This is a genomic window from Shewanella chilikensis, from assembly GCF_037953065.1.
GTDB lineage: Bacteria > Pseudomonadota > Gammaproteobacteria > Enterobacterales > Shewanellaceae > Shewanella > Shewanella chilikensis.
Genome location: NZ_CP149966.1, coordinates 1,810,968 through 1,834,488, shown reverse-complemented (window position 1 = coordinate 1,834,488; position 23,521 = coordinate 1,810,968). Strand labels below are relative to the sequence as shown.

General features: G+C 55.0%; 16 protein-coding genes and 1 pseudogene. 11 read left to right on the top strand and 6 right to left on the bottom strand.

Annotated features, from left to right (window positions below; translation table 11 throughout):
- Nucleotides 1–273: 273 nt before the first annotated feature.
- The 10 genes from WKR14_RS08420 to fhuF all read left to right on the top strand — a co-directional run bounded on the left by WKR14_RS08420 (nt 274) and on the right by fhuF (nt 12,857).
- Complete coding sequence (locus WKR14_RS08420; protein ID WP_339087623.1) at nt 274–1,842, top strand: aspartate aminotransferase family protein; 1,569 nt, start codon at nt 274–276, stop codon at nt 1,840–1,842.
- Between the two features lie 10 nt (nt 1,843–1,852).
- Nucleotides 1,853–3,199: a lysine N(6)-hydroxylase/L-ornithine N(5)-oxygenase family protein gene (locus WKR14_RS08415; RefSeq protein WP_339087622.1), complete on the top strand. Its 1,347-nt coding sequence runs from the start codon at nt 1,853–1,855 to the stop codon at nt 3,197–3,199.
- The gene (locus tag WKR14_RS08410; protein WP_234555481.1) at nt 3,199–3,816 is read left to right on the top strand and encodes a GNAT family N-acetyltransferase; all 618 of its coding nucleotides are present in this window, start codon (nt 3,199–3,201) and stop codon (nt 3,814–3,816) included. The genes WKR14_RS08415 and WKR14_RS08410 overlap by 1 nt, the downstream gene beginning before the upstream one ends.
- Nucleotides 3,813–5,705, top strand: a complete 1,893-nt coding sequence (locus WKR14_RS08405; protein WP_339087621.1) for an IucA/IucC family siderophore biosynthesis protein — start codon at nt 3,813–3,815, stop codon at nt 5,703–5,705. The genes WKR14_RS08410 and WKR14_RS08405 overlap by 4 nt, the downstream gene beginning before the upstream one ends.
- A gap of 23 nt (nt 5,706–5,728) precedes the next feature.
- On the top strand, nt 5,729–7,897 hold the full coding sequence (locus WKR14_RS08400) for a TonB-dependent siderophore receptor (RefSeq protein WP_226564898.1): 2,169 nt from the start codon (nt 5,729–5,731) through the stop codon (nt 7,895–7,897).
- 65 nt (nt 7,898–7,962) lie between these two features.
- The gene (locus WKR14_RS08395; protein WP_339087620.1) at nt 7,963–9,063 is read left to right on the top strand and encodes an iron-siderophore ABC transporter substrate-binding protein; all 1,101 of its coding nucleotides are present in this window, start codon (nt 7,963–7,965) and stop codon (nt 9,061–9,063) included.
- Nucleotides 9,060–10,109 (top strand): iron ABC transporter permease, encoded by a 1,050-nt coding sequence (locus WKR14_RS08390; protein ID WP_339087619.1) that lies wholly within the window; start codon nt 9,060–9,062, stop codon nt 10,107–10,109. The genes WKR14_RS08395 and WKR14_RS08390 overlap by 4 nt, the downstream gene beginning before the upstream one ends.
- Nucleotides 10,106–11,167 carry a FecCD family ABC transporter permease gene (locus WKR14_RS08385; protein WP_335921193.1) on the top strand — a complete coding sequence of 354 codons (1,062 nt, stop codon included), beginning with the start codon at nt 10,106–10,108 and terminating at the stop codon, nt 11,165–11,167. The genes WKR14_RS08390 and WKR14_RS08385 overlap by 4 nt, the downstream gene beginning before the upstream one ends.
- Nucleotides 11,164–12,039, top strand: a complete 876-nt coding sequence (locus WKR14_RS08380; RefSeq protein WP_101053046.1) for an ABC transporter ATP-binding protein — start codon at nt 11,164–11,166, stop codon at nt 12,037–12,039. Before WKR14_RS08385 ends, WKR14_RS08380 begins: the two co-directional genes overlap by 4 nt.
- Nucleotides 12,030–12,857, top strand: coding sequence for a siderophore-iron reductase FhuF (gene fhuF / locus WKR14_RS08375; RefSeq protein ID WP_101053044.1), 828 nt, complete (start codon nt 12,030–12,032; stop codon nt 12,855–12,857). Before WKR14_RS08380 ends, fhuF begins: the two co-directional genes overlap by 10 nt.
- 170 nt (nt 12,858–13,027) lie before the next feature.
- Here fhuF and WKR14_RS08370 read toward each other — a convergent pair whose 3' ends face one another.
- The 5 genes and pseudogenes from WKR14_RS08370 to WKR14_RS08350 form a co-directional block, all read right to left on the bottom strand.
- Nucleotides 13,028–14,977 carry an acyltransferase family protein gene (locus WKR14_RS08370; protein WP_339087618.1) on the bottom strand — a complete coding sequence of 650 codons (1,950 nt, stop codon included), beginning with the start codon at nt 14,975–14,977 and terminating at the stop codon, nt 13,028–13,030.
- Between the two features lie 342 nt (nt 14,978–15,319).
- Complete coding sequence (locus tag WKR14_RS08365; RefSeq protein WP_101053042.1) at nt 15,320–16,912, bottom strand: ABC-F family ATPase; 1,593 nt, start codon at nt 16,910–16,912, stop codon at nt 15,320–15,322.
- Nucleotides 16,913–17,116: 204 nt separating this feature from the next.
- Entirely contained in the window at nt 17,117–17,503 is a 387-nt protein-coding gene (locus WKR14_RS08360) for a hypothetical protein (protein WP_165564903.1), read from the bottom strand.
- A gap of 279 nt (nt 17,504–17,782) precedes the next feature.
- Nucleotides 17,783–20,014, bottom strand: coding sequence for a heavy metal translocating P-type ATPase (locus tag WKR14_RS08355; RefSeq protein WP_339087740.1), 2,232 nt, complete (start codon nt 20,012–20,014; stop codon nt 17,783–17,785).
- Between the two features lie 171 nt (nt 20,015–20,185).
- Nucleotides 20,186–20,839 (bottom strand): annotated as a pseudogene (locus tag WKR14_RS08350) (heavy-metal-associated domain-containing protein); the annotation flags it as partial.
- A 190-nt stretch (nt 20,840–21,029) separates the two neighbouring features.
- On the opposite strand from WKR14_RS08350, the gene WKR14_RS08345 reads away from it, so the two are divergent.
- Nucleotides 21,030–21,428 carry a MerR family DNA-binding protein gene (locus WKR14_RS08345; protein WP_234555487.1) on the top strand — a complete coding sequence of 133 codons (399 nt, stop codon included), beginning with the start codon at nt 21,030–21,032 and terminating at the stop codon, nt 21,426–21,428.
- Nucleotides 21,429–21,433: 5 nt separating this feature from the next.
- On the opposite strand, the gene WKR14_RS08340 is transcribed toward WKR14_RS08345, so the two are convergent.
- Nucleotides 21,434–23,491, bottom strand: a complete 2,058-nt coding sequence (locus WKR14_RS08340) for a prolyl oligopeptidase family serine peptidase (protein WP_420884228.1) — start codon at nt 23,489–23,491, stop codon at nt 21,434–21,436.
- Nucleotides 23,492–23,521: the final 30 nt, after the last annotated feature.

Below are 23,521 nucleotides of genomic sequence, written 5' to 3'. Positions count from 1 at the left end.
AATCGCTCTCAACTCAGTCGCCTCAAGCCTGTCTTTGGCTGAGCAATTTGTTGTGATTGATGCAGGCGTCCAATCAAGGCGGTTACATCTTTACACAAATTAATTGAGAATCATTTGCATTTGTATTTGAGTGCATGCTAATTTGTCGCCGCTGTCGTTGAGAAAAGGATGACAGCCAAAAAGGAATGGCCCAGGGAAAGGCCGAAGCAGTTCCTGTCCCTGGGTGACTTGTCATTGATGGCTGACCTCATGTCAGTCGCAAAGGAGGCAAAAGTGACCCACCCCAGCATGGAGCCTGAACAGGCGAGCAATGACCCGAGCTATGATGCCGCCGGCCATCTGCCGTTCGCTCCCCACACTGAGCTCTTTGGTATCGCACCCGAACATCACTACTCCCACTTGATGCAACTGGGCATGGATACCCTGAAACACCGCCTTGAACGGCTGGATGGTCCCAGCAGTGGCATTCGCCCCGAAGAACTGCAAAGCGCATTTTCCGATATCAATCTCGACCACCCCCTTGGGGACATGAAGCAAGTTCTGGCCGAACTGGACAAGCTCTATCTCAGCCACGCCATCTATTTCCAACACCCGGATTATCTGGCCCACCTCAACTGCCCTGTAATGCTCACATCCTTGTTGGCCGAGCAGTTGAGTTCAGCCATCAATACCGCGGTGGAAACCTGGGATCAGAGCGCCGGCGGGACTCTGATTGAACAGAAGGTTATCGACTGGGCCTGCGAGCGCGTGGGATATCAGGGATATGCCGACGGTGTATTCACTACCGGCGGCACCCAGTCCAACCTGATGGCGCTGCTGCTTGCCAGAGAGTTGGCTGGCAGCCTTGAGGCGGGTCACAGAGGCAATGTTCTGGCGGGCCTGGCTGCCAATGCTCACCGATACCGCATTCTCTGCTCTGAATTCAGCCATTTCAGCATCCAAAAAGCGGCCGCACTTTTAGGGTTGGGACATGAGGCGGTAATGACTGTCGGTTGTGATGCCAATCGGCGCATGGATCCCAAGGCACTGGCGGGCAAACTCAGGCAGCTCAAAGCGGCAGGACTGATCCCCATTGCCGTGGTCGCTACCGCTGGGACCACTGACTTTGGCGCCATAGATCCCATAGCGCCCATAGCTGCCCTTTGCCGCGAATTCGGCTGTTATCTGCATGTAGACGCGGCCTACGGCGGCGCCTTGTTGCTGTCACGCACCCAGCGCCAACGCCTTGAAGGCATAGAGTTGGCCGACTCTGTCAGCCTGGATTTCCATAAGTCATTCTTCCAGCCCGTGTGCTGCTCGGCGCTGTTGGTCAAGGACAAAGGCATGCTCGGTTACCTCACCTACCATGCCGATTACCTCAACCCTGAGGCCCAGACCCAGGCCGGAGTGCCGGATCTGGTCAACAAGAGCCTGCAGACCACCCGCAGGTTTGATGCCCTCAAGCTGTGGCTAAGCCTGAGAGCCGCCGGGCCGGATGCCATAGGCGAGATGTTCGACACCCTGATTGCCACCACAGCCGAGCTTTATAAAAGCTTTAGCCGTTTCCCCGAGCTGCAGACGGCGCAGCGCCCGTCGCTGACTACCCTGGTGTTTCGCTTCAACGACCCGGCACTCGGCAGCGCCGAACTGGATGAATGCAATCGCCATATCCGCGCCCGTCTGGCCCGCGAAGGCCGCGCCATGATTGCAGCGACCAAGGTGGCCGGCAGCCAATATCTCAAGTTTACCCTGCTCAACCCTCACACCCGTCTCGAGGATATCGAAGCCGTATTGACCGACATCTGCAAAATCGGTCGCGAGCAGGCCCGTCACTACAAGACCAGCGCGCTTTACAGCGCCTGAGGAGGAACTGATGCAAACCAAAGTCTACGATATCCTGGGCATAGGCATCGGCCCCTTTAACCTGAGCCTGGCGGCCCTGGTCGAGCCGCTTGACGGTCTTGAGTGTCTGTTTGTCGATGCCGGCGTCGGTTTCGATTGGCATCCCGGCATGTTGCTGGAATCGTCCAGATTGCAGACCCCTGTCATGTCGGATCTGGTGACCATGGCCGATCCCACCAGTCGCTACAGCTATTTGAACTTCGCCAAACAAACCGGCCGACTCTACAGCTTCTATATCCGCGAAAGCTTCTTCCTGCCGCGGCAGGAATATAATCGCTACTGCCAATGGGTCTGCGCCGAGCTGAGTAACCTTAAATTCAATTTCAAGGTCACCCGGGTCAGTTTCGATGCCGAAACCGACACCTATCTGGTCAAGGGGCAGGACAGAGTCAGTGGCCAAGAACTGAGCCTGCGCGCCCGTCACCTGGTGCTGGGAACCGGCACCCAACCCTGGATACCCCACTTTTGCCCCGGCGCCGACAAGCGGGTACTGCACTCGGCCAACTATCTGCACCGTAAACAGGCGCTGCAGAGCCAAAATGACATCACCGTAGTCGGCAGCGGCCAAAGCGCGGCAGAGATCTTCGAAGATCTGCTGCTGGATATCGACAAATTCGGTTATCGCCTGCGCTGGCTCACCCGCTCGCCAAGATTCTTCCCGCTTGAGTACACCAAGCTGACACTGGAGATGACCTCGCCGGAATATATCGACTATTTCCACGCCCTGCCCGAGGCACAGCGCCGCGAACTTATCGGCTCACAAAAGAGCCTCTATAAGGGGATCAACGCCGATTTGATCAACAGCATCTATGATCTGCTTTACCAAAAACGCCTGCACTGTGACTTTGATGTACAGCTGCTAACCAACACGGCACTGCAAAGCGTTCACAGCGACGGACAGCAACTGCTGCTGGGTTGCAGACATACAGAGCTTGAGCAGGAGTTCGAGCTGACCAGTTCGGCACTGGTACTGGCCACAGGTTACTGCTATCGACTGCCGGATTTTCTCGAGCCGCTCCACTCGCAGCTGCTGTTCGATCAAAAGGGCGATCCAGATGTCCAGCGTCATTATCACATAGACAAGGCCGGGCGAATTTTTGTTCAGAACCTGGGGCTGCACACCCACGGGCTGTGTTCGCCGGATCTGGGAATGGGCTGCTATCGCAACGCCACCATATTGCGGCAGATCCTGGGCAAAGCACCTTACGAGATAGAGCAGCAAATTGCCTTCCAAAGCTTTGGTATTCCCAAGCAAGACGCCAGTGCGCCCAAACGCCGGCACAGCAGCAATCAAGCTTTGCAGCGGGAGGCCAGCTGATGGCCTCTCAAACAGCAGTTAATCCACCTGCCGACACAGCCGGCTTCAGCGCCAGATACGGCTTTGCGCCGGGCAAGCGCCTCAAGGTCAACGACTTTGATTTTTGTGCCTATCGGGAAAGCGAGCACTTTGACACCCTGAGCGACTGGCTCGGCCGCGACTATGCCGCCTTCTGGGGCATGCAATCCTTAACGCCCACCGAGCGCCGCGTTGAGCTCGCCCCCACTGCAGATAAGTTTGGCCTGATGGCCTATCGCGGCGCTGAGCCTGTGCTCTATACCGAGCTGTACGATCCCCGCGTTGATGAAGTGGGCCAACACTTTGACTGCCAACACGGCGATTGCGGCATGCATTTGCTGCTGGCTCCTCCCACTAAGCCTAAGCGCGGTTTCAGCCGCCAGGCCATCACGGCTGTGGTGTCTCTGATACTGCAGCATCTGGGCTTTGCCCGCCTGGTGGTAGAGCCGGATATCAACAACCAAAAGATTCACCCGCTGAACCGTGCGGTAGGCATCTGCTACAGCCACGCCATTCAACTGGAAAACAAACAAGCCATGCTGGGTTTTTGCACCCTGCCTGGGTTCAGTGCCGCACTGGCAACAGGAGCCACACAATGACAGCATCCATTATCGAACAGACCCGCCTCAGCCATCTGACGCCTGCTATCTGGAACCAGGCAAGCCGCCATCTGCTGGCGAAAATTCTCAGTGAATTCAGTCATGAAAAACTGATAGCGCTAGAGCTGTTGTTGCAAGCAGAAGCAGAGCAAGAGGCCTGTTGGCAGCTCAAGCTGGATACCCGGGATGGCCAGCTCTGCTACCGCTTCAGCGGTCGCCGTTATCAGCTGGATCAGCTGCAGATAGCGCCGGATTCCATCGAGTGTTTCAAAGATGGCGAGCAGCAACAGCCGGACGCCATGCTGCTTATCATTGCCCTCAAGGAGAGACTCGGCATAAGCGATGCATTGCTGCCCACCTATCTTGAAGAGATCACCAGCACCCTCTACAGCAAGGCCTTCAAACTTCTGTGGCAGGCAAAGCCGGTGCAGGAGCTGGTGAATTGCGACTATCAGCAGATAGAAGCGGCCATGACCGAAGGCCATCCTGTGTTTGTCGCCAACAACGGCCGCATAGGTTTTGATGTCGATGACTGGCGGGCCTTTACGCCGGAGAGCGGCCAACCGCTGCAACTCGAGTGGCTGGCGGTCAGCAGTGAACATACCAGTCTGGCGCTGATAGCAGGGCTCGACTATCAACAACTGCTGCAAGATGAGTTGGGCGATGCCTTGCTGCTCAGATTTGAGCAGAAGATCCGGCAACAGGGCAAAAACCCGGACGATTATTTTCTGATGCCCGTTCATCCATGGCAGTGGCGCGAAAAGATCAGCCGCATATTCGCCGCCGATCTGGCCCGCGATCGCCTCATTCACCTGGGACAAGGCCGTGATGAATATCAGGTGCAGCAATCCATTCGCACCTTCTTCAACCTGAGCCAACCCAAGCGCTGTTACGTGAAGACGGCACTGTCGATTCTCAATATGGGCTTTATGCGGGGTTTATCGCCCTACTACATGGGCCGCACCCCGGAGATCAACACCTTTGTCGCCGAGCTTATCGACAGCGACCCTTTCTTTGCCAAGCAAAGATTTGTGCTGCTCAGGGAGATCGCCGCCATAGGCTATCACCACAGGTATTATGAGCAGGCGCTGGAGAAAGACACTCCCTACAAGAAGATGCTCTCGGCACTGTGGCGTGAAAGCCCTTATGCTCTCAGCTTCCAGGGCGAGCCTTTAGTAAAACCCGGACAGCAACTGATGACCCTGGCGGCCCTGCTGCACCAGGACAATCAGCAGCAGAGCCTGCTGGCGGCGCTTATCGAGGCTTCCCCCCTGAGCGCCCACGACTGGATGAGCCGGCTGCTGGATCTCTACCTTACCCCCTTGCTGCACGCCTTCTTTGCCTACGATCTGGTGTTTATGCCCCATGGCGAGAACCTTATTCTGGTGCTGGATGACAAGGTGCCTGTCACCATATTGATGAAGGACATAGGCGAAGAAGTCGCAATTCTCAACGGCAGTGCGCCGCTGCCGGGACGGGTGGCGCAACTGGCGGTCTCACTCGAAGAGGAGATGAAGCTCAACTACATACTGCTGGATATTTTCGACTGTATCTTCCGCTTTATGGCGCCGCTGCTCGATAGCCACACCAGCCTGAGTGAACAGGGTTTCTGGAGCCTGGTGGCCGGAAAGGTACGTGATTATCAGGCCTCCCACCCCCAGTTTGCCGATAAGTATCACCGCTACGATCTGTTCCAGCCGACCTTTGTCCGCACCTGCCTGAACCGGATCCAGCTCAACAACAACCAGCAGATGATAGATCTCGAAGACAGGGAGAAGAACCTGCGCTTTGCCGGAGATATCGACAATCCACTGCACCCCTTTGCCGTCAGCCACAGTTTTGGCATGACATCAACCCAGGCCGAGCGTCTTGCTGACCCGGTCTTGTAAACCTTCCAGGAAGTAACAGGAAAATGGATATTAATATGCAAACCCTTAATGGCTTCAAGCCGACCCCCATCGCCCTTCTCTGCTCTGTGCTATTGAGCGCCCCGGCGTTCGCCGCCGACAAGAGCGAGACACAGGAGAAAGAGATGGAGGTACTGACAATCGTCGGTGCCAAAGACAAAACCGCAAGCTACAAGGCGAGCGACATGAGCACGGCCACCGGCATGAAGCTGTCGTTTCTCGAGACGCCGCAGTCTGTCACAGCCGTTACCGCCAAGGCCATTGAAGATCAGCAGCTCAACTCTGTCATAGATGTTATGACCAGTGTCGCCGGGATCAACGCCCGCCCCTCGGACAACGACAGATACTCCATCAGCGCCCGCGGGATCTCGGTCAGCAGCATTCTCTATGATGGCGTGGCAACCACCTATGACACCCGCTTCAACTATGGCGACAACCTGATGGACAGCGCCCTTTACGAGCGCATTGAAGTAGTGCGCGGCGCCACCGGCTTGATGCTGGGTGCCGGTAGCCCTTCTGCCGCCATCAATTTGGTGCGTAAACGGCCTACTGCCGAGTTTCAGGGCAGCGTTAGCCTGAGCAGCGGCTCCTGGGACATGCTGCGCGGCGTGGTCGACCTCTCCGGCGGCCTCAATCAGGATGCCAGCATCCGTGGCCGGGTAGTGCTGGCCTATCAGGACAGGGAAAACTGGCAACACAGATATGAGCAGCAGCGACAAACCCTGTATGGCATCCTGGAAGCGGATCTGGGGACCAATACCCTGCTAACCCTGGGCAGTGACTTCCAACATACCAGGCCGGAAGGCACCATGTCCGGCGGCTTGCCGCTGTTTGACAGTGACGGTAACCGCACCAATTACGACCGCCATGTGTCCACCGCCCCCAGTTGGGCCTCCGCCAAGACAGATGCTCTCAACAGTTTTGTGACTCTGGAGCATCATTTCAGTTCAGACTGGACCCTTAAAGGCAGCTATATCTATGGCGACAACAGCCTGGAATTTGATGTGCTCTGGCCCATGAAAAATCCGGATCCCGTCACCAATGAGGGCATGGTCCCCGGCTCTTTGGCCTTTATCGACGGCAGTCGCACTCAGCACACCTTTGATCTCAAGCTGTCCGGCAACTTCAACGCCTTTGGCCGCAACCATCAACTGGTGGCCGGTGCCAATCAACAAAAACAGGATTTTGCCAATCCCTACTATGGCGCACTCGGCGCCAGGCCACCTTTGGGAGACTTCCGCCAACCCGGCTTTGATTACCCAAAACCGCAATGGAGCGATAAGGTGCTTTACGGCTCCTGGGGTGAAACCAAACAACAGTCTGTCTATGTCGCTTCCCAGCTTGAGCTGACCGATGCCCTGTCCATGGTACTCGGTGGCCGCCTGGATAACTGGGAGACAGATCAGGATAACTTTGGTGCCAAACATGACTATGAGGTCGATGGTGAGTTCACCGGTTACCTGGGACTGACCTATGCCCTGAGCGACGAATATGCCCTGTATGCCAACTACACGGACATTTTTACTCCGCAAAATAAGGTTCAGGCCGATGGCCGTTACCTGGACCCCATCAAGGGCAGCAACTATGAGGCCGGGATCAAGGCCAGCCTGTTCGATGAGGCGCTGGACTTGTCACTGGCCGCCTTTGAGATACGTCAGGACAATGTTGGTGAGCGAACCGGCGAAAGCCTACCCAACAGCACTATCCCCATCTACCGCAGTGTCGACGGCACCAAGACCCGAGGTTTCGAGTTTGAGGTCAACGGCTCCATCAATGACAACTGGGATCTTTACCTGGGCTACACCCAGTTTGATACCGAAAATCCCCAAGGGCAAAAAATCAACACCACCAACCCGGAGCGGCAGCTCAAACTCTTTACCACTTATGAATTTGATGGCTGGCTTCACGGATTGCAGCTGGGCGCCGGGGTCAACTGGCAGAGCCGCATCTATAGCCAAGTCTCAAAACCGGACGGGAAAAAGGTTGAAGTGGAACAAGGCAGCTATGCCCTGGTGAAGTTGATGGCGAGATACAAGTTCAATGAACAATTGAGCCTGAGGGCCAATCTGGATAACGCCCTCGACAAGAGCTATTACAGCCAGCTCGGCTTCTATGACCAATACCAGTACGGCGCGCCGCGTAACTTCAGCGTCACCCTGGACTACCGTTTCTGAGCCGCGTTATGCCGTGAAATTATCCATCATAAGGAGCGCCCCGCACAGCGGGGCGAATAACAAATATGTTGTGTGAAGCAAGGCGCCTATTGGCGCTTATTGTGTTTCTGAGCCTGGGGCTGACGGGCTGTTATGACCCTCAGCAACCCAAAGCCCAAACACCGCTGCAAAACGGTTATCCGGTTTGCATTACCACGGCCCACGGGACCAGCTGCATCGAGTCGCCGCCCAAGCGAGTGGTGACCCTGGGAGCCGGGGCCGAAGACTGGACCCTATCCTTAGGGGTTGTCCCCATCGCCATTGAACCCCATTACTGGGGCGGCGATGCAGAGGGTTATCTGCCCTGGTTTCGCCAGGCATTGGAAGCGCAAGAGCTGCCGCTGCCCGCCATCATCAGCAGTTACCCCGAACTGGATGTGGAGCGATTATTGGCGTTGAAACCGGATCTTATTCTAGCGCCCCAGTCCGGTATCACCCGCGAAAGCTTTTTGCAGCTGAGCGCTCTGGCCCCCGTCATCGCCTATCCGGACAAACCCTGGCTGACACCGGTTAAGCAGCAGGTGGAACTGATAGCCAAGGCGCTCGGCAAAGAACTGCAGGCCAAAGCACTTTTGAAACAGCAACAGGCTTATATCGCCCGAGTCGCCGCCGAAAATCCTGAGTTCAATGGCGTGCGCCTGGCCTATATCAATGCCGCCAGTCGAGTTGGCAATCTCTCGGTTTATGTCACAGGCGATCCCAGAGTGGATCTGCTGTTGGCGCTGGGTTTTGTATTGCCGCCACAACTTTTTGGGCTCAATGCCAGCCGAGGCCACTTCGCCGCCCACATAGGACTGGAGCACGCCGACATGCTGGACGATGCCGAGCTGCTGCTCAGCTGGTACAGCTCGGACAAGGCCAGAGCCGAGGTAGAAGCCATGGCGGTTATCCGTCGTCTGCCCGCCATGCGCCGCGGTCGGTATCTGGCAATAACCGACCCGGCGCTGGTGATGGCCAGCTCCTACGGCTCGCTGCTGAGCGTTAAATGGGCTATCCCCAAGCTGATGCCGCAACTGCAACAAACCCTGGCAAAGCAAAAAGAAAACCCTCGCCAATACCGGCATCAAGACACACAGGCTGGCGCAGATACAGGCGCGCCATCGAATAAAAACGGGAGGCCGGGATGACTCACCCAAAAACTTTTCTGCAACCTGGAGCTACCCAGTCCCCGAGCCGTCTTGGACGTAACGCTTTAACCCTGCTTGGGCTGCTGACGATGCTGGCGCTGCTGGTATTGGCCAACCTGCTGTTTGGCGCCCGCACGCTACCGCTGGCTATGCTGGGCAAGCTCTGGCAACCGGCCGCAGACGATCATCTGTCGCTGGTGTTACAGGCAAGGCTACCAAGATTGCTGTGCGGCATGTTGGCCGGCATGGCATTGGCAATGGCCGGTTGCGTGATCCAGGCACTGTGCCGCAACCCCTTGGCAGATCCCGGTCTGCTTGGCGTCAATGCCGGCGCCAGCGCCTCTCTGGTCACTCTGGGGCTATGGAGCGCAACAGCGGGTTTGAGTCTCTTCTGGCAGGCCTTGCCCGGGGCGCTTCTGGCCAGCGCCTTGGTGTATATGATGTCCAGGGCACAGCAATCCCAGGGGCAATCCGCTGCGGTCAGGCTGATCCTGGCCGGCGCCGCCATCAGCGCCGTGCTCGGGGCCTATGTCCAGGCCAGAGTACTGCTGAACCCGCAGCTATTCGATGGTTTCAGGTATTGGATGGCGGGCTCCCTGTCCGGGCTGGGCTGGCCGGAGTTTCATGCGCTCTGGCCCTATCTGCTGCCCGCCGCGGCACTCTTGTGGCTGCTGGCGCCGGCGCTGAATCTGATGCTGCTGGATAATCATACCGCCAAGGCGCTCGGTGCCTCGCAGGGCTGGCAGGGGCAGCTCGCCTGGCTGAGTGCCACCTTGCTGTGCGCCGCAGCCACAGCCATTGTCGGCCCGCTGGCCTTTGTCGGCCTGGCCAGTGCCCATCTGGCCAGGCGTTATCTGACGCTCAATTTCCGCCTGCTATTACCGGGAGCCGCTTTGATAGGCGGCGCCATGGTGTTATTGGCAGATCTGTTGGCGCGGGTATTGATGCCGCCGGCCGAGCTGCTGACTGGCATCATGGTCGCCCTGCTGGGAGCGCCGTTTCTGTACCTGATGGCCCGTGGGCAAAACCTGAAGGAGGCGTCATGAAACCAACCCGTTTTCCCATCTGGCAATGGGGCCCGATAACCTTAAGAGCCCCCTCATCCGGCGCCATAAGGACCGCCTTGCTGGCCGCACTTTTGCTTGTCGGTGCACTGCTACTTAGCCTGATGCTGGGACATCAGGGCCTGGCTCCCATGAGCCTTGCCAAGGCCCTGTTTGCCGAAGCCTCCAACTATGAAAACTGGCTTTTGTGGCAATCACGCCTGCCAAGGGCCCTGTGCGCCCTCGGCGCAGGCATGGCGCTGGGGCTCTCCGGCGCCGTGTTTCAAAGCCTGAGCCGTAACCCGCTGGGAAGCCCGGATATTCTCGGGGTCAATGCCGGAGCCAGTGCCGGCGCCGTCCTCTGGTTATTATGGCTGCCGGAACTGCCATTGCTGCCCGGCGCCCTCTTGGGCACTGGGGTTGTGCTCCTGCTGTTTTTCGCAGGGCTCGGACGCCAATGGCAATTTTCCCGCAATCTGGTATTGATGGGCATCGCCATCAACGCCTTTGCCATCGCCCTGGTGCAGTTTGTGCTGACACTGGTGCAAAGAGAGCAGGCGCAGCAGATGCTGGGGTATCTGTCCGGCAGTCTGGCACACCGCACCTGGGGTGATGTGCTGCTGATAACCTCAGTGCTACTGCTGGCGCTGCCCGCTCTGTTGCTACTCTCCCGCCGTCTGTCACTGCTGGCTTTGGGCCAGGAACTGGCTCAGGCGCTTGGTAACCCGGTGCGCCAAAGTCAAACACTGGCGCTGCTGTTTGCCACCTTGCTGGCCCTGGGAGCCGTACTCTGCGCCGGCCCGGTGGCCTTTGTCGCCTTGGTGGCGCCGCATCTGGCCCGCTTTGGCAATCGTCAATTGGCACTGCTGCGCTCGGCGCTAATAGGCGCGCTGTTGCTGCTCGGGGCCGACACTCTTACCTTATTGCTGCCGGGCAACCAAAGGCTGCCGGTGGGCGTATTGACCGCCCTCATCGGTGGCGCCTATCTGGCGCTGCTGTTGAGCCGCGAAATCCGGGGACAACCGCAACAGGCCAAGGGACTGAAAGGAGAAAGATCATGACCCAATACCCTGACTATGACATTGCCCTCAGTGGGCATGAGCTTTATCTCGAGTACGGCCAGCGGCCCATCATAAGCGCCATGAACCTGGCCATCCCCAAGGGTAAGTTGACGGTGATCCTTGGCCCCAATGGTTGTGGCAAGTCGACCCTGCTCAAGTGTTTGAGCCAGGTACTGCCGCCTACACGCGGCCAGGTCATCTTGGGTCAAACCCCCTTGGCGCAGTTGAGCAACAAGGCCAGAGCCAGGGAGCTGGCACTACTGGTGCAAAAGCCTGAATTACCGGAAGGAATAGATGTGCAGGAGCTGGTCAGTCGCGGCCGCTACCCTCATCAGAGCCTGTGGCACCAATGGTCAGAGCAAGATGAACTGGCGGTTGCCCAAGCCCTGGCTGCCACAGGGTTAACGACACTGGCACAAAGGCCGGTGGCCGAGCTCTCAGGCGGCCAGCAACAGCGAGTCTGGCTGGCAATGGTATTGGCGCAGCAAACCGACTTGTTGCTGCTCGATGAACCCACCTCGTTTCTCGATATCCGCGCCCAGCTGGCAGTACTCGACTTTTGCCGAGCGTTGGTGGATCAGGGCCGCACCTTGGTATTGGTGCTGCACGACATCAACCAGGCTCTGCGCTACGGCGATCACTTGCTGTTGATGCGTGATGGCAAGTTGATTGCAGGCGGCGCGCCTGAGTCACTGTTGACCGAGGCCCTGCTGGAACAGGTGTTCGATATCAATGCCAGCATAATCACAGATCCCGAGGCCAACTGCCCGATGATTATCCCCAGACCCAGAGTAAATCCCAGAGCCGCCGGGCGCCATGGCGGGGAGGATTCGAGCAACACTGCCACCGGAGGACTGCCGTCATGGGAATGAGTATTGCCAGCGAGCTCAACCAACTATTGGCACAAAAAGCCGCCTTCTATGGCGAACACTTCAAGGCCATAGAGAGTCTGGATCAGTTACCCCAAGAAGCCATCAGCTTGAACTCAGTCTTGAGCCAGGCACATTACCCGGCGCTGCTGCAGCAATTTGCCCTGAGTTATCAAGCCAAGGTGTCCACGACTTGTGCCACAAAGCCCGAGATAGACGCCCGGGCCTTGCACTCCATGTGGAGCCAGTGGTTTTTCGGCCTGCAACTGCCACCCCTGCTGCTGTGGTTGTTTGCCAGTCAGCCCGGCAGCGCACTTAACCGCGCCACTGCGGCTGCAGCTTGCAGTGGCAACTGGTATCTTGAACCTTTTGATAACGGCCGGGCGGAAACCTTCTATCTGCTGCTTGATGCAGATGTCAACCATCCGGCTCCCGCCGGGCAACTTGCCAGTTGGGAAAGCTTACTCGAGCAGTTGCTCATTCCCATTGTCGAGCGCCTGGCAGAGCTGGGCCCAGTGCCATCAAAGCTGCACTTCAGCCATCAAGCCTATATTGTGCATTGGTATCTGGGTGAGTTGTCACTCCCCGTCAGTTGGCAACAACAATTGATAAGAGAGATGTTCGAGCAAGCTGAGCTGCAGTCACGTACCTATGTTGCACCTATTGCCCATCCGTTTTGGCGTAAGTTAAGGCTCAAGCAGCAACAAAGCCCGCGTATCGCCTGTTGCCTGCGGCACAAGCTTCCCTGCACCCAAATGTGCGCCGATTGCCCGCTGGATAAAGATGGCCGCAAAGGCAAAGGGCAAAAGGCCTGCGGTTAGGTTACGGCTAAATACCTTTTTGTGGTTATCACCTGAGTATTTCAATAGGGGCAACTAAATATTGGCCCCCAATCACGAAAGGCCACACAAAGCCAACCATGGGCGACCACCTTTAATGGTCGCTTAACCTCTACTTTTAACTGCGGTTAAAAAAGGGAGGATTACCCTTGCTATTGAAATAAAGGTTTAAACATGGGTGTCAGAAATTTATTTCCGTATTCACTCAAGTGGTTAGTATCATAATAAAGCGAACGCCCATCCTTACTTCCCATACAACGCCCATTAACGCAAAGATAAGGCAATGGATTAAGTACTTTAGCACCACAAGCGGCCGCTGCTTTATCCTGTGCTTGCCAAATAGGGGCATGACGCTGCACATAATCTTGCTCAGCAATAGAAACGTCTTTAAATTCATTGGAAAACATCAAGTTACGATAAGTGGTGGTTGGTACATCGACATCCATTTCAGGTAGCGGACGAACCAGGTATACCGGACGGTATTGACTTAATTGACACACAGTTTCGATCTGTTTCATCACAAAGTCTCGATACACCTCGTCACTAGTTTGTTCAGGATTATCACCAAAGTAGATCAATGGTCTATTATGGAATTTGTGCCGTTCGTTATAACCAAAAACACTACCGGTTAAGCGAGAAATTAAAATTACAGGTATATCACTGGTGGTAGATAAGGTATCAATCACATGTTGATTAAACAGGTCACATTGTGATTTAGGTATATGACTCTTGGCTCCGATTAGGGTTGAGCAGCCATTATAGGTCATCTCCACAACACTTCCTTTATCTTCAGCAGCTAATGTTACACTCGATATCACCGCATTGGCATGGCTATCGCCAACAACCACAGCTTGTACTTTTCCTGTGCCATGTATACAGCTAGATTCGGGAATATCTCGCCCAGGTCCAAGAAGACACTCATTTAGTCTAGGGTTACGGTCAAACGACCCTTGACTTGCTTTTTCAACTTTTTCAGGTAACCGTCCCTCAACCTCTAAATGTCGTGCGGCTACTGCTAATAACTCTACCGATAATAGAATGCAAAATAATACCCATGCTGCCTTTTTAAAGCTAAATTGACCTAGGTAATAGCTAGAGCGAGTTTCAATAAATCGATACGATAGCTCTCCTAATGCAAATGTAAGCAAGATACCAGCAACAATCCAAGTGGGATTATTTTGCTCACCCGCATAAGCAAGAAACACGACAATAGGCCAGTGCCATAAATAAAGTGAATAAGAAATCAATCCCACACGTGCGATAACTGGATTAGCAGTCAAAGGAGACTCTTGACGGTTGGCAGCTAACACCAATACAGCCCCAAGCACCGGCACTAAAGCATATCCTCCAGGCCATGGCGTTGCCTCATTAAAGCCGAAAATAGCCGTTAAGATTAACGCAAACCCGAGCAACTCTATGACTTTACTGGCCATCTGTCCTAGTTGCTTATGTCTCATCACCCACCAAATAAGCCCACCAGTTACCATCTCCCAAGCCCTAAAAGGTAAAAGATAGAATGCCGCACTAGGATTAGTCTCAACGGCATACTCAGACAACGCAAAGGAAACCAGCGCAATAGCTAACAAAGAGTGTAATACAGCTTGTTTACCACGCCAGCGCCAAGCCAACATCAACACCAGTGGCAACAATAAATAAAACTGCCACTCAACTGACAGCGACCAAGAGTGAAGTAACCATTTTTCGTAAGATGCCGCATCGAAATAACCGGCCTCACTGTAAAGCTTATGATTAGAAATAAATAAGGCCGCACCAACAATATGAGTGCCTAATTTTTGATAATCGATCGTTGACAACCAAAACCAACCGAAAACCAATAATGTTAAACATAATACGGCTAATACGGGAAAAATTCGTTTCGCTCTTGCGAGCATAAAACGGCTATAGGAGAAACGGTTACTTTCTAAGCCTGTCACTATTATTTTTGTCATTAACAGACCCGAAATAACAAAAAAAATATCGACTCCTACAAACCCTCCAGCAAATCCTAGCACCTTAAAATGAAATAAAATAACTGCAACAACAGCCCAAGCTCTTAGTCCGTTAATGTCATAACGAAACTTTTTAGGCAATACAACCGACATATATAAGCATTTCCTACAACACGCCCTTTGAGGCAAGAAAGCCGACGATTGTATACCTAAACCTTAGCTAACGTCAGCGACTCATATTGAACTATTGGAAATCAATGAACAAAAACGACTCAAGTGAATCGGTTATAAAGTTCAAATGATATTGTTGTGGTGTTGCTACTCAAGAAGGCAATGGTCGCAGACCTTTGATCCGCACCCAGATGCTTGATGCCTCAGGAGAATAAGTCGGCGTGCTTCTGTTTAAAGCCATTAACAGCAAGGCCGGTTCAATGAACCGGCCTTGTTTATTGTGATTTTTTCACTTGGTGTTAAACCAAGCTCGCCATAAAAGACTTAGGCTTCAATGCCTTTGCTGGCCAGGAACTCATCATAAGTGCCCTTGAAGTCGGTCACGCGCTCAGAGCTTATCTCTATGATACGGTTGGCCAGAGATGACACGAAGGCGCGGTCATGGCTGACAAACAGCAAGGTGCCTTCATAGAGTTCGAGGGCGTTGTTCAGCGACTCAATCGATTCCATATCCAGGTGGTTGGTTGGTTCGTCCATCACCAGAATATTGGGCTTTTGCAGCATCAGCTTGCCAAACAGCATACGCCCCTGCTCACCACCGGACAGTACCTTGACAGATTTCTTGATGTCGTCGGCGCTGAACAGCATACGGCCCAGCACTGAACGCACCGCCTGATCGTCATCGCCTTCCAGACGCCACTGACCCATCCAGTCGAACAGGTTCATATCATTTTCAAAGTCGCTGGCATGATCCTGGGCGTAGTAGCCGATACGATGGTTTTCAGACCATTGAATGGTACCGCTCTTTTGTGGCAACTCGTGGATCAGAGTACGCAGCAAGGTGGTCTTACCCACACCGTTTTCACCCAGAATCGCGATACGCTCGCCCACTTCGGCGATAAAGTTCACATCCTTGAACAGCAACTCATCGTAACCATTGCTCATATTCTCAACAATCAAAGCGTTACGGAACAGTTTCTTCTCCTGCTCGAAACGAATGTAGGGGTTAACCCGGCTGGAAGCCTTGATCTCATCCAGCTTGATCTTGTCGATTTGACGGGCACGGGATGTGGCCTGCTTGGCCTTGGAAGCGTTGGCAGAGAAGCGCGCCACGAAGGTTTGCAGCTCGGCAATCTGTGCCTTCTTCTTGGCGTTTTCAGCCACCAGGCGCTCGCGAGCCTGAGAGGCAGCTGTCATATATTCATCATAGTTGCCCGGATAGACCCGCAGCTCACCATAGTCCAGATCCGCCATATGGGTACAGACAGAGTTGAGGAAGTATCTGTCGTGGGAAATGATGATCATGGTGCTGTTACGCTGGTTAAGCATCTCCTGCAGCCAGCGAATGGTATCGATATCCAGGTTGTTGGTCGGTTCGTCGAGCAGCAACACATCGGGATCAGAGAACAAGGCCTGTGCCAGCAGCACCCTGAGTTTCCAACCCGGTGCCACTTCACTCATGGGACCAAAATGTTGCTCCAGCGGAATACCTACCCCGAGCAGCAGCTCACCGGCGCGGCTCTCCGCGGTATAACCGTCCATTTCGGCAAACTGCATCTCAAGATCGGCCACTTTAATGCCATCTTCTTCGCTCATTTCCGGTAAGGAGTAGATGCGATCGCGCTCCTGCTTCACCGCCCACAGCTCTTTGTGACCCATGATCACTGTGTCGATAACGCTGTGCTCTTCATAGGCGAACTGATCCTGGTTCAGCTTACCCAGACGCTCATTGGGATCCAGCGACACATTACCCGAGGTTGGCTCCAACTCACCGGAAAGGATCTTCATAAAGGTAGACTTACCGCAGCCATTGGCGCCGATAAGGCCGTATCTGTTGCCTTCGCCGAATTTAACCGAGATGTTTTCAAACAGCGGCTTGGCGCCAAACTGCATGGTGATGTTAGCTGTCGTTATCACTGTATGATTCCAAAATATCCAGATGCGGGACCGGGCCATGTAAAGCGCCGTCCAAGAGCCCAAGGCCTGTGATTGGCCGGGTAAATAAAGCCGGGCACTATAACATTCCTGCGTGAATTATCAACCAAACTCGCATGCAACCAGCGAGATAAAGCAGTGCAACCACCTGTTTATAAAAGACTTTAAAAATCTTCTGCAAGCAGATTAAAAATCCAGATCGCGGCCACACACCAAGGTAGTTTCCGCCTTGTTTGTTGCAAAAGTGCTGTAACAGCCAAGTTCAGCGCGCAAAATATCCGCTGGCAAGGCATATCCCGGCTCACCATTGATAGTGATGCTCTCGCTGTCATCGGTGTAATCCGTGCTCAGCGTGGTGCCATCGGCCAACTGCCAGCGACTGAGAAATGAGTGCAGATTGGCACAAACCGTGATTTCACACTCCAGGGTCTTTTGGCTGTCACCCTTGATCACTATGCACTCAGTGGTTTTCTCGCCGCAGCCCGCCTGAGCAGACACAGAGATGGCGCTGAGCAGTAAGGCGCCGCCTAGCAGACTCAGCTTAGCTGCCGCGGTTAATTTTCTGGATTGCATTTTCCAGCTCCTTCCCATTTTTTCTTGTTCCCTGTTGCCCTTGCTGTGACTCACTTGGCCTGCGATATCCAGCCCCAAGCTTATATTGACCAAAGGCTCTTATAGACTAAAGGCTTTGACAGGCTAAGGGCTCAAGCCGTGACCACAGGCTGCGTTTTTCGGCAAGCATTGGTGCTGAGCAAAGGCAAACCCCTTATTTAAACAGGAAAAACAAGGTGAAAAAATAAGAAAGCAATAAAAAAGCCGGGGCAATTTCCCCGGCTCAAACGCTGAAAGACCTTAATCCAAAGACTGACGCCGCAAGCGGTTGGCGTTGGTCACCACAGTCAGTGAAGACAGCGCCATTGCCGCGCCGGCCACCACAGGGCTCAGCAAGATCCCTGTCAGCGGGTACAGCACCCCGGCCGCAATCGGGATCCCCAGAGTGTTGTAGATAAAGGCGCCGAACAGGTTCTGCTTGATGTTGCCAAGCGTCGCCCGCGACAGGGCAAATGCCCCGGCCAAGCTCCCCAGCCTTGGGTTAAGCAAGGTCAGGTCGGCGCTCTCTATGGCAATCTCTGTGCCCGAGCCCATGGCAATGCCGACATCGGCGGCCATCAGCGCCGGGGCGTCATTGATCCCATCACCGACCATGGCCACCACTTCACCCTGCGCTTGAAACTTATTGACCCAGGATTGCTTTTCATCCGGTAACACCCCGGCGATGACTTCCTCAATCCCCACCTGACGCGCCACGGCTTCGGCTGTGGCCTGGTTATCACCACTGAGCAATACCAAGCGTTTGCCCTGGGTCTTGAGCGCAGCCATGGCTTCTTTGGCATCGGCTTTGATTGGGTCACTGATCCCCACCAACGCCAGCAGCTGATTATTTCGGGCCACCAGCACCTGGGTGTGTCCAAGCGCCGCCCCCTGCTCCAGTCTTGCCTGGTGCGTCTCGGTCAGCCTAATGCCCAGTGCGTCCATTAGCTTGCTATTACCGACCGCCCACTGCCGGCCTTCAAATTGCCCCAGCAGACCTTGCCCCTGGCGATAGTCAAACCCCTGCGGCTCACTCAGCATAACCTCTTTGGCTTTGGCGGCATCCAGCAGCGCCGCCGCCAAGGGGTGGCCCGAGTGTTGCTCAAGGCTGGCCACAGCGCGCAGCAGCTCGCGCTCATCAAAGGCATCATCAAAAATATCCACCTGGGTGACGGCGGGCTTACCTTCTGTGATGGTGCCGGTCTTATCCAGCACCACACAGCTGACCTTGCTGGCGGTTTGCAGCGCCTCACCGTTTTTCACCAACACCCCCATGGAAGCGGCGCGGCCGACAGATACCATGATGGACATGGGCGTCGCCAGCCCCAAGGCACAGGGACAGGCGATAATCAGTACACTGGTCAGCACCACCAGCGCATGAGACAGCGCAGGCTCTGGGCCGGCAAAATACCAGATGATGGCCGCCAGCAGCGCAATCACCACCACCACAGGCACAAACACGGCGGCTATCTTGTCTGTCAGGCGCCCTATGGGCATCTTGGAAGTCTGGGCCTCCTGAACCAGGGCGATAATCTTCGCCAGGCGGGTATCGGCAGGCCCGGCAGTAACTTGGTAAATAAGGCTGCCGTTACCATTGACTGTGCCGGCGCTCAGACTGTCGCCCACGGATTTAGCCACGGGAATGGGTTCGCCTGTGAGCATGGACTCATCGAGCAGCGAACTGCCTGAAAGCACGTCACCGTCGAGCGCCACTCTGTCACCCGGGCGCAGTCTCAGCTTGTCGCCCACCACCAGCGCTGCTATGGCCACGGTTTCATCGCCGTTTTCGGTGATTTTGATGGCCGTATTGCTCTGCAGGCCAATAAGCTTCTGCACCGCTTCACTGGTCTTGCCGCGGGCTCTCAGCTCCAATGCGTGCCCAAGGTTAATCAAGCCGAGGATCATCACACTGGCCTCAAAGTACACATGACGGGTGCCGTCGGGGAAAAAGCCGGGAATAAGCACCACCAGCATGGAGTAAAGCCAGGCCGTGCCCGTACCCAAGGCGATCAACGTATCCATATTGGCACTCTTGGCCTTGAGTGAACGCCACATACCACTGAAGAAATGCCCCCCAGTGGTGACCAGCAGCAACAAGGTCAGCAGCCCCATGGCGCCCCAGATAAGTTGGCTTTGGCTATCGTGGATCATCATGTCACCACCGGCCAGGCCCCAGATCATCAAGGGGATCCCCAGCCCAAGACCAGCAATGGCCTGCCTGATCCGGGTGCGATATTCCCTGGCATCATGCTCGGCTTTGTCGGCCATGGCACTGGCGGCATCCGTTATCGGCTCGGCGCGATACCCGGCCGAGAGCAGCAGCGCAACGGCTTCAGCCACAGGCAGCCCAGCGGCCACGCTCACCTGCTTGTCGGCGAGATTGACTCTGGCCTCAACCTCTTTGGCGGCAAAGGCTTTTTCTATCTTGGCCACGCAACTGGCGCAGCTCATATCCGGTACAAACAGCAGTGTGGGGTTGGCTGAGTGAGCCATGGCGGCCTTGTGGCTGACGGCTTTATCGGCATGGTTACCGACTTTAGTTTCGGTTTCTGTTGTAGTTGCGGCCACTGCCGGTTTCAAAGTGTCAGCCTGAGCTTCTGTCTCAGTCTCGGTATCAGCCTCGGCATACTCATCGCGCCAAGGCTCGGCGGTAAACCCAGCGGCCTTTAACAGCTCGGTCAACTCGGCGGCGGTTTTTTGGCTTTTCAGTGCTAGCCGTTTCTGTTTCAGATTGACTGTCACCTCGGCTTCATCGCTTAGCGCCTTACGAATACTGGCCTCACAATGACCACAGGTCATATCACCAACATAAAAGTGGAAGTTTTCCGGCTCACTTGTATTACCTGGCGCAAGCGTTGGCAGGGTAAAGCCTGCGCCTGTTATCAATTCGGCCAGTTCGGCCGCGCTCTTGTGACTTTTCAGCCGCAGCTGTTTGCCTTTAAGGTCGACGTCTACCTCAAGCTCATCAGCCAGCGCCCTGCGAAGCTTACTCTCACAGTGGCCGCAGTTCATATCGGCAACATGGAAGTTAAAGCTGGCAGGGGTTTCAGGGCTGGGTTCTGGGCTGGGCTTTTGCGCGCTGTCACCGGCGCCGGTAGCCGCAATCTCGGCCTGCTCAGCGTCATAACCTGCGTCTTTCAGTTTCGCCAGCGCCGCGGCGGGGGTGAGCTCTGCGTCCGGGGCGAATGTCAGCGTCAACGACTTATCTGCCACCTCGGTAGCGGCTTCTACGCCGGTATAATCGGCGAACAGGGCCTTTATCTTACGGGCGCAGCCGCCGCACTTCATATTCACTATGGTGAATTGTATCTGATCCATTGGAAACTCCCCTCTTTGCCCCTCGCAAGCGAGGCTGGCTCAACACTGATATAAAGGTTAAAGTCTCCAGTAGCAGGAGAGTCAAGCCCGAATAATTATCCATAACAGAAAAGGTGCTCTGACTCTCAACAATGCGCTTGCGGCGCGACAAAATAGCCCACAAGAGACCCAACACGGCAGGAGTTCAGCGATGAAAATAGGCGAAGTGGCCAAGGCAACAGGTCTGAGTATCAAGAGTATCCGCTATTACCATGACATAGGCTTGGTTGAGGCCCACAGAGGCGACAACGGATATCGTGAGTACCAGGCCGCTGAAATCGAGGCGCTCAAGTTTTTACAGCACTGCCGCGAGCTGGGCTTTACCTTGGATGAATGCCGGGATCTGTTGCAACTGAAACACAATCCCAAGCGCTGCGCCGAGGATGTCAAACGTCTGGCCAAAGGGCACCTGCAGGCGTTGGAAGACAAGATGGCCAGACTGGCGTCGCTGCATGCCCAACTGAGCGAACTGGTATCCCAGTGCCGCGGCGGCAATCAGTCTGAATGCGCCATCATAGATGGCCTGTCCAGCGAAACCAAACAGGCCTGAAGCTATCACTCAACTTGTTGTCCGGGCCGCGCCAAGGCTGCGGCATTGTCCAGCTTCAGTGCCGGTAGTGTGCCCGCCGGGGTGAAATCAAACACCATACCATAGAACACCAGCTCAGATTCCAGCGCCAGTATCTTGTTATGGGGCTGACGAAAGCCGTGCCCTTCCCCCTCTATGCCGATAAATGCTGTGGGCACCCCCTTGTCTTTCAGCGCCTTGTAGATATGCTGCGACTGACTCGGTGGCACCACCTTATCTTCAAGCCCTTGCAAAAGCAGCAAAGGTTCGTTGAAACCCTGCAGGTGGTACAGGGGCGAGCGTTCACGATACACTGCCTTCATTTCCGGGTAAGGGCCTATCAGTTGATCCAGGTATCTTGACTCAAACTTATGGGTTTCCTTGCCCAGCACCTCGATATCACTGATCCCGAAATAGCTCACCCCGGCCTTGAACTTATCATGGAAAGCCAAGGCTGAAAGCACGCTCAAGCCACCGGCACTACCGCCGCGGATAGCCAATTTCTCAGCATTGACCCAGCCTTGGTCAACTAAAAAACCTGCAGCCCAGACAGCATCCTCAACATCTGCCTTGCCCCAGTTGCCATAGAGGCTCTGGCGATATTGGCGGCCAAAGCCGGTACTGCCGCGATAATTGAGCTCAAACACGGCAAAACCGCGGCTGGTCCAGTATTGAATGGCGCTGTCGTATGCTCTATTTGCGCTGGCGGTCGGCCCACCATGCAACATCATCAAAAGAGGCGGCCGGGTATCCGGCAGAGGTTGGTAATCACCATTTACCGGCGGATAAAAATAGCCGTGAGCCTTGTCTCCCCCCTTGGTGGTAAACTCAACATTGACGGCGCGGGAGATGTATCTGGGATCCAGACCACAAATTTTAGGTGCATACACAAGTTCTGTGCCGCGGCCGGAAACCTTGTAGATGCCGCGCTCGGGTGTTGGCCTACTGCCAACGAAATAAACCCCGTCGGCCCCCTGCACCACCTGTTTGATATCGGCAAAGTCGGCAGCCAGCACTTCAATAACCCCGGTCTGCAGATCCAGTCGCAGCAATCCGGCATCGCCTTCCTTGTTGAAACTGGCTATCAAGGTATTTTCATTTTCAAAGGCGTAAGCATGCTGCCCCAACTTCCAGGCAGGGCCGCCGATTTCGGCCTTGAGTTGGGTAACCTGTTCGATATCGCCTTTGGCATCAAGTCGATAGAGGTTCCACCAGTTGTCATAATCGGCAATAAAGTAGAGCACGCCGTTTGGGCTAAATAGGGGTTGCATCAGTGCGCCCTTGCGCTCGGGTGCGATTTGGCGAATGTTAGTCAACTGCCCCTTGCGATTGAGATCCCCAAGCCACAACTGAGTATTATCCCAAGGCATGTTGGGATGTTCCCAGGTGATCCAGGCAAGCTGAGTATTGTCGGCATTGATTGCCGGAGAACTGATAAAGTCGTGCCCATCGACAAAGATATCCCCTTCACCGGAGAAATTCAGGTTAATGGTCACCAAACTGGCCTTGGGCTCACCCGGTTGTCGATGATCTTCCCGAACACAAATAATCCGTGAGCCCTTGGGGTAAGAGATACATTCCCCGTGACGGGTGCCATTGGGAGTCAGAGCCAGCGCCTCCTGATTCGGCGCTATCCGGTAAAACAGCTGATCCTGCCCCTTGGTGACAAACAGGCTCTGACCTATACCAAGAAAATCGCCACCGCCATACTCGTGAACCCGACTGCCGATACCAAAGGCCGGTGCCACCACACTGGTAATGCTGCCATCTTTTTCAAGACGCTTTATCCCCACCTTGCCGCCTTTGGCCGGGCTGGATTCCGAGAAATAAATCGCATCACCAACACTCTGCAGCTCACCTATTGCCGAAGCACTGCCATAGACTTCGGCGGCACCCAAAGGCGAGACCCAGCTGCCATAAGCCGCGCTAATCCTCTGCTCATTGTCAGCAAGGGCTTGTTGCTCCTGCGCAGGTTGACCGCACCCCTGCAGCACTAACACCATCAGCGCTACGGCCAAAATTTGCTTTCCGGGATTGAAAATCATGGTTTCGTTTCCCCCAACACCCACCCACAG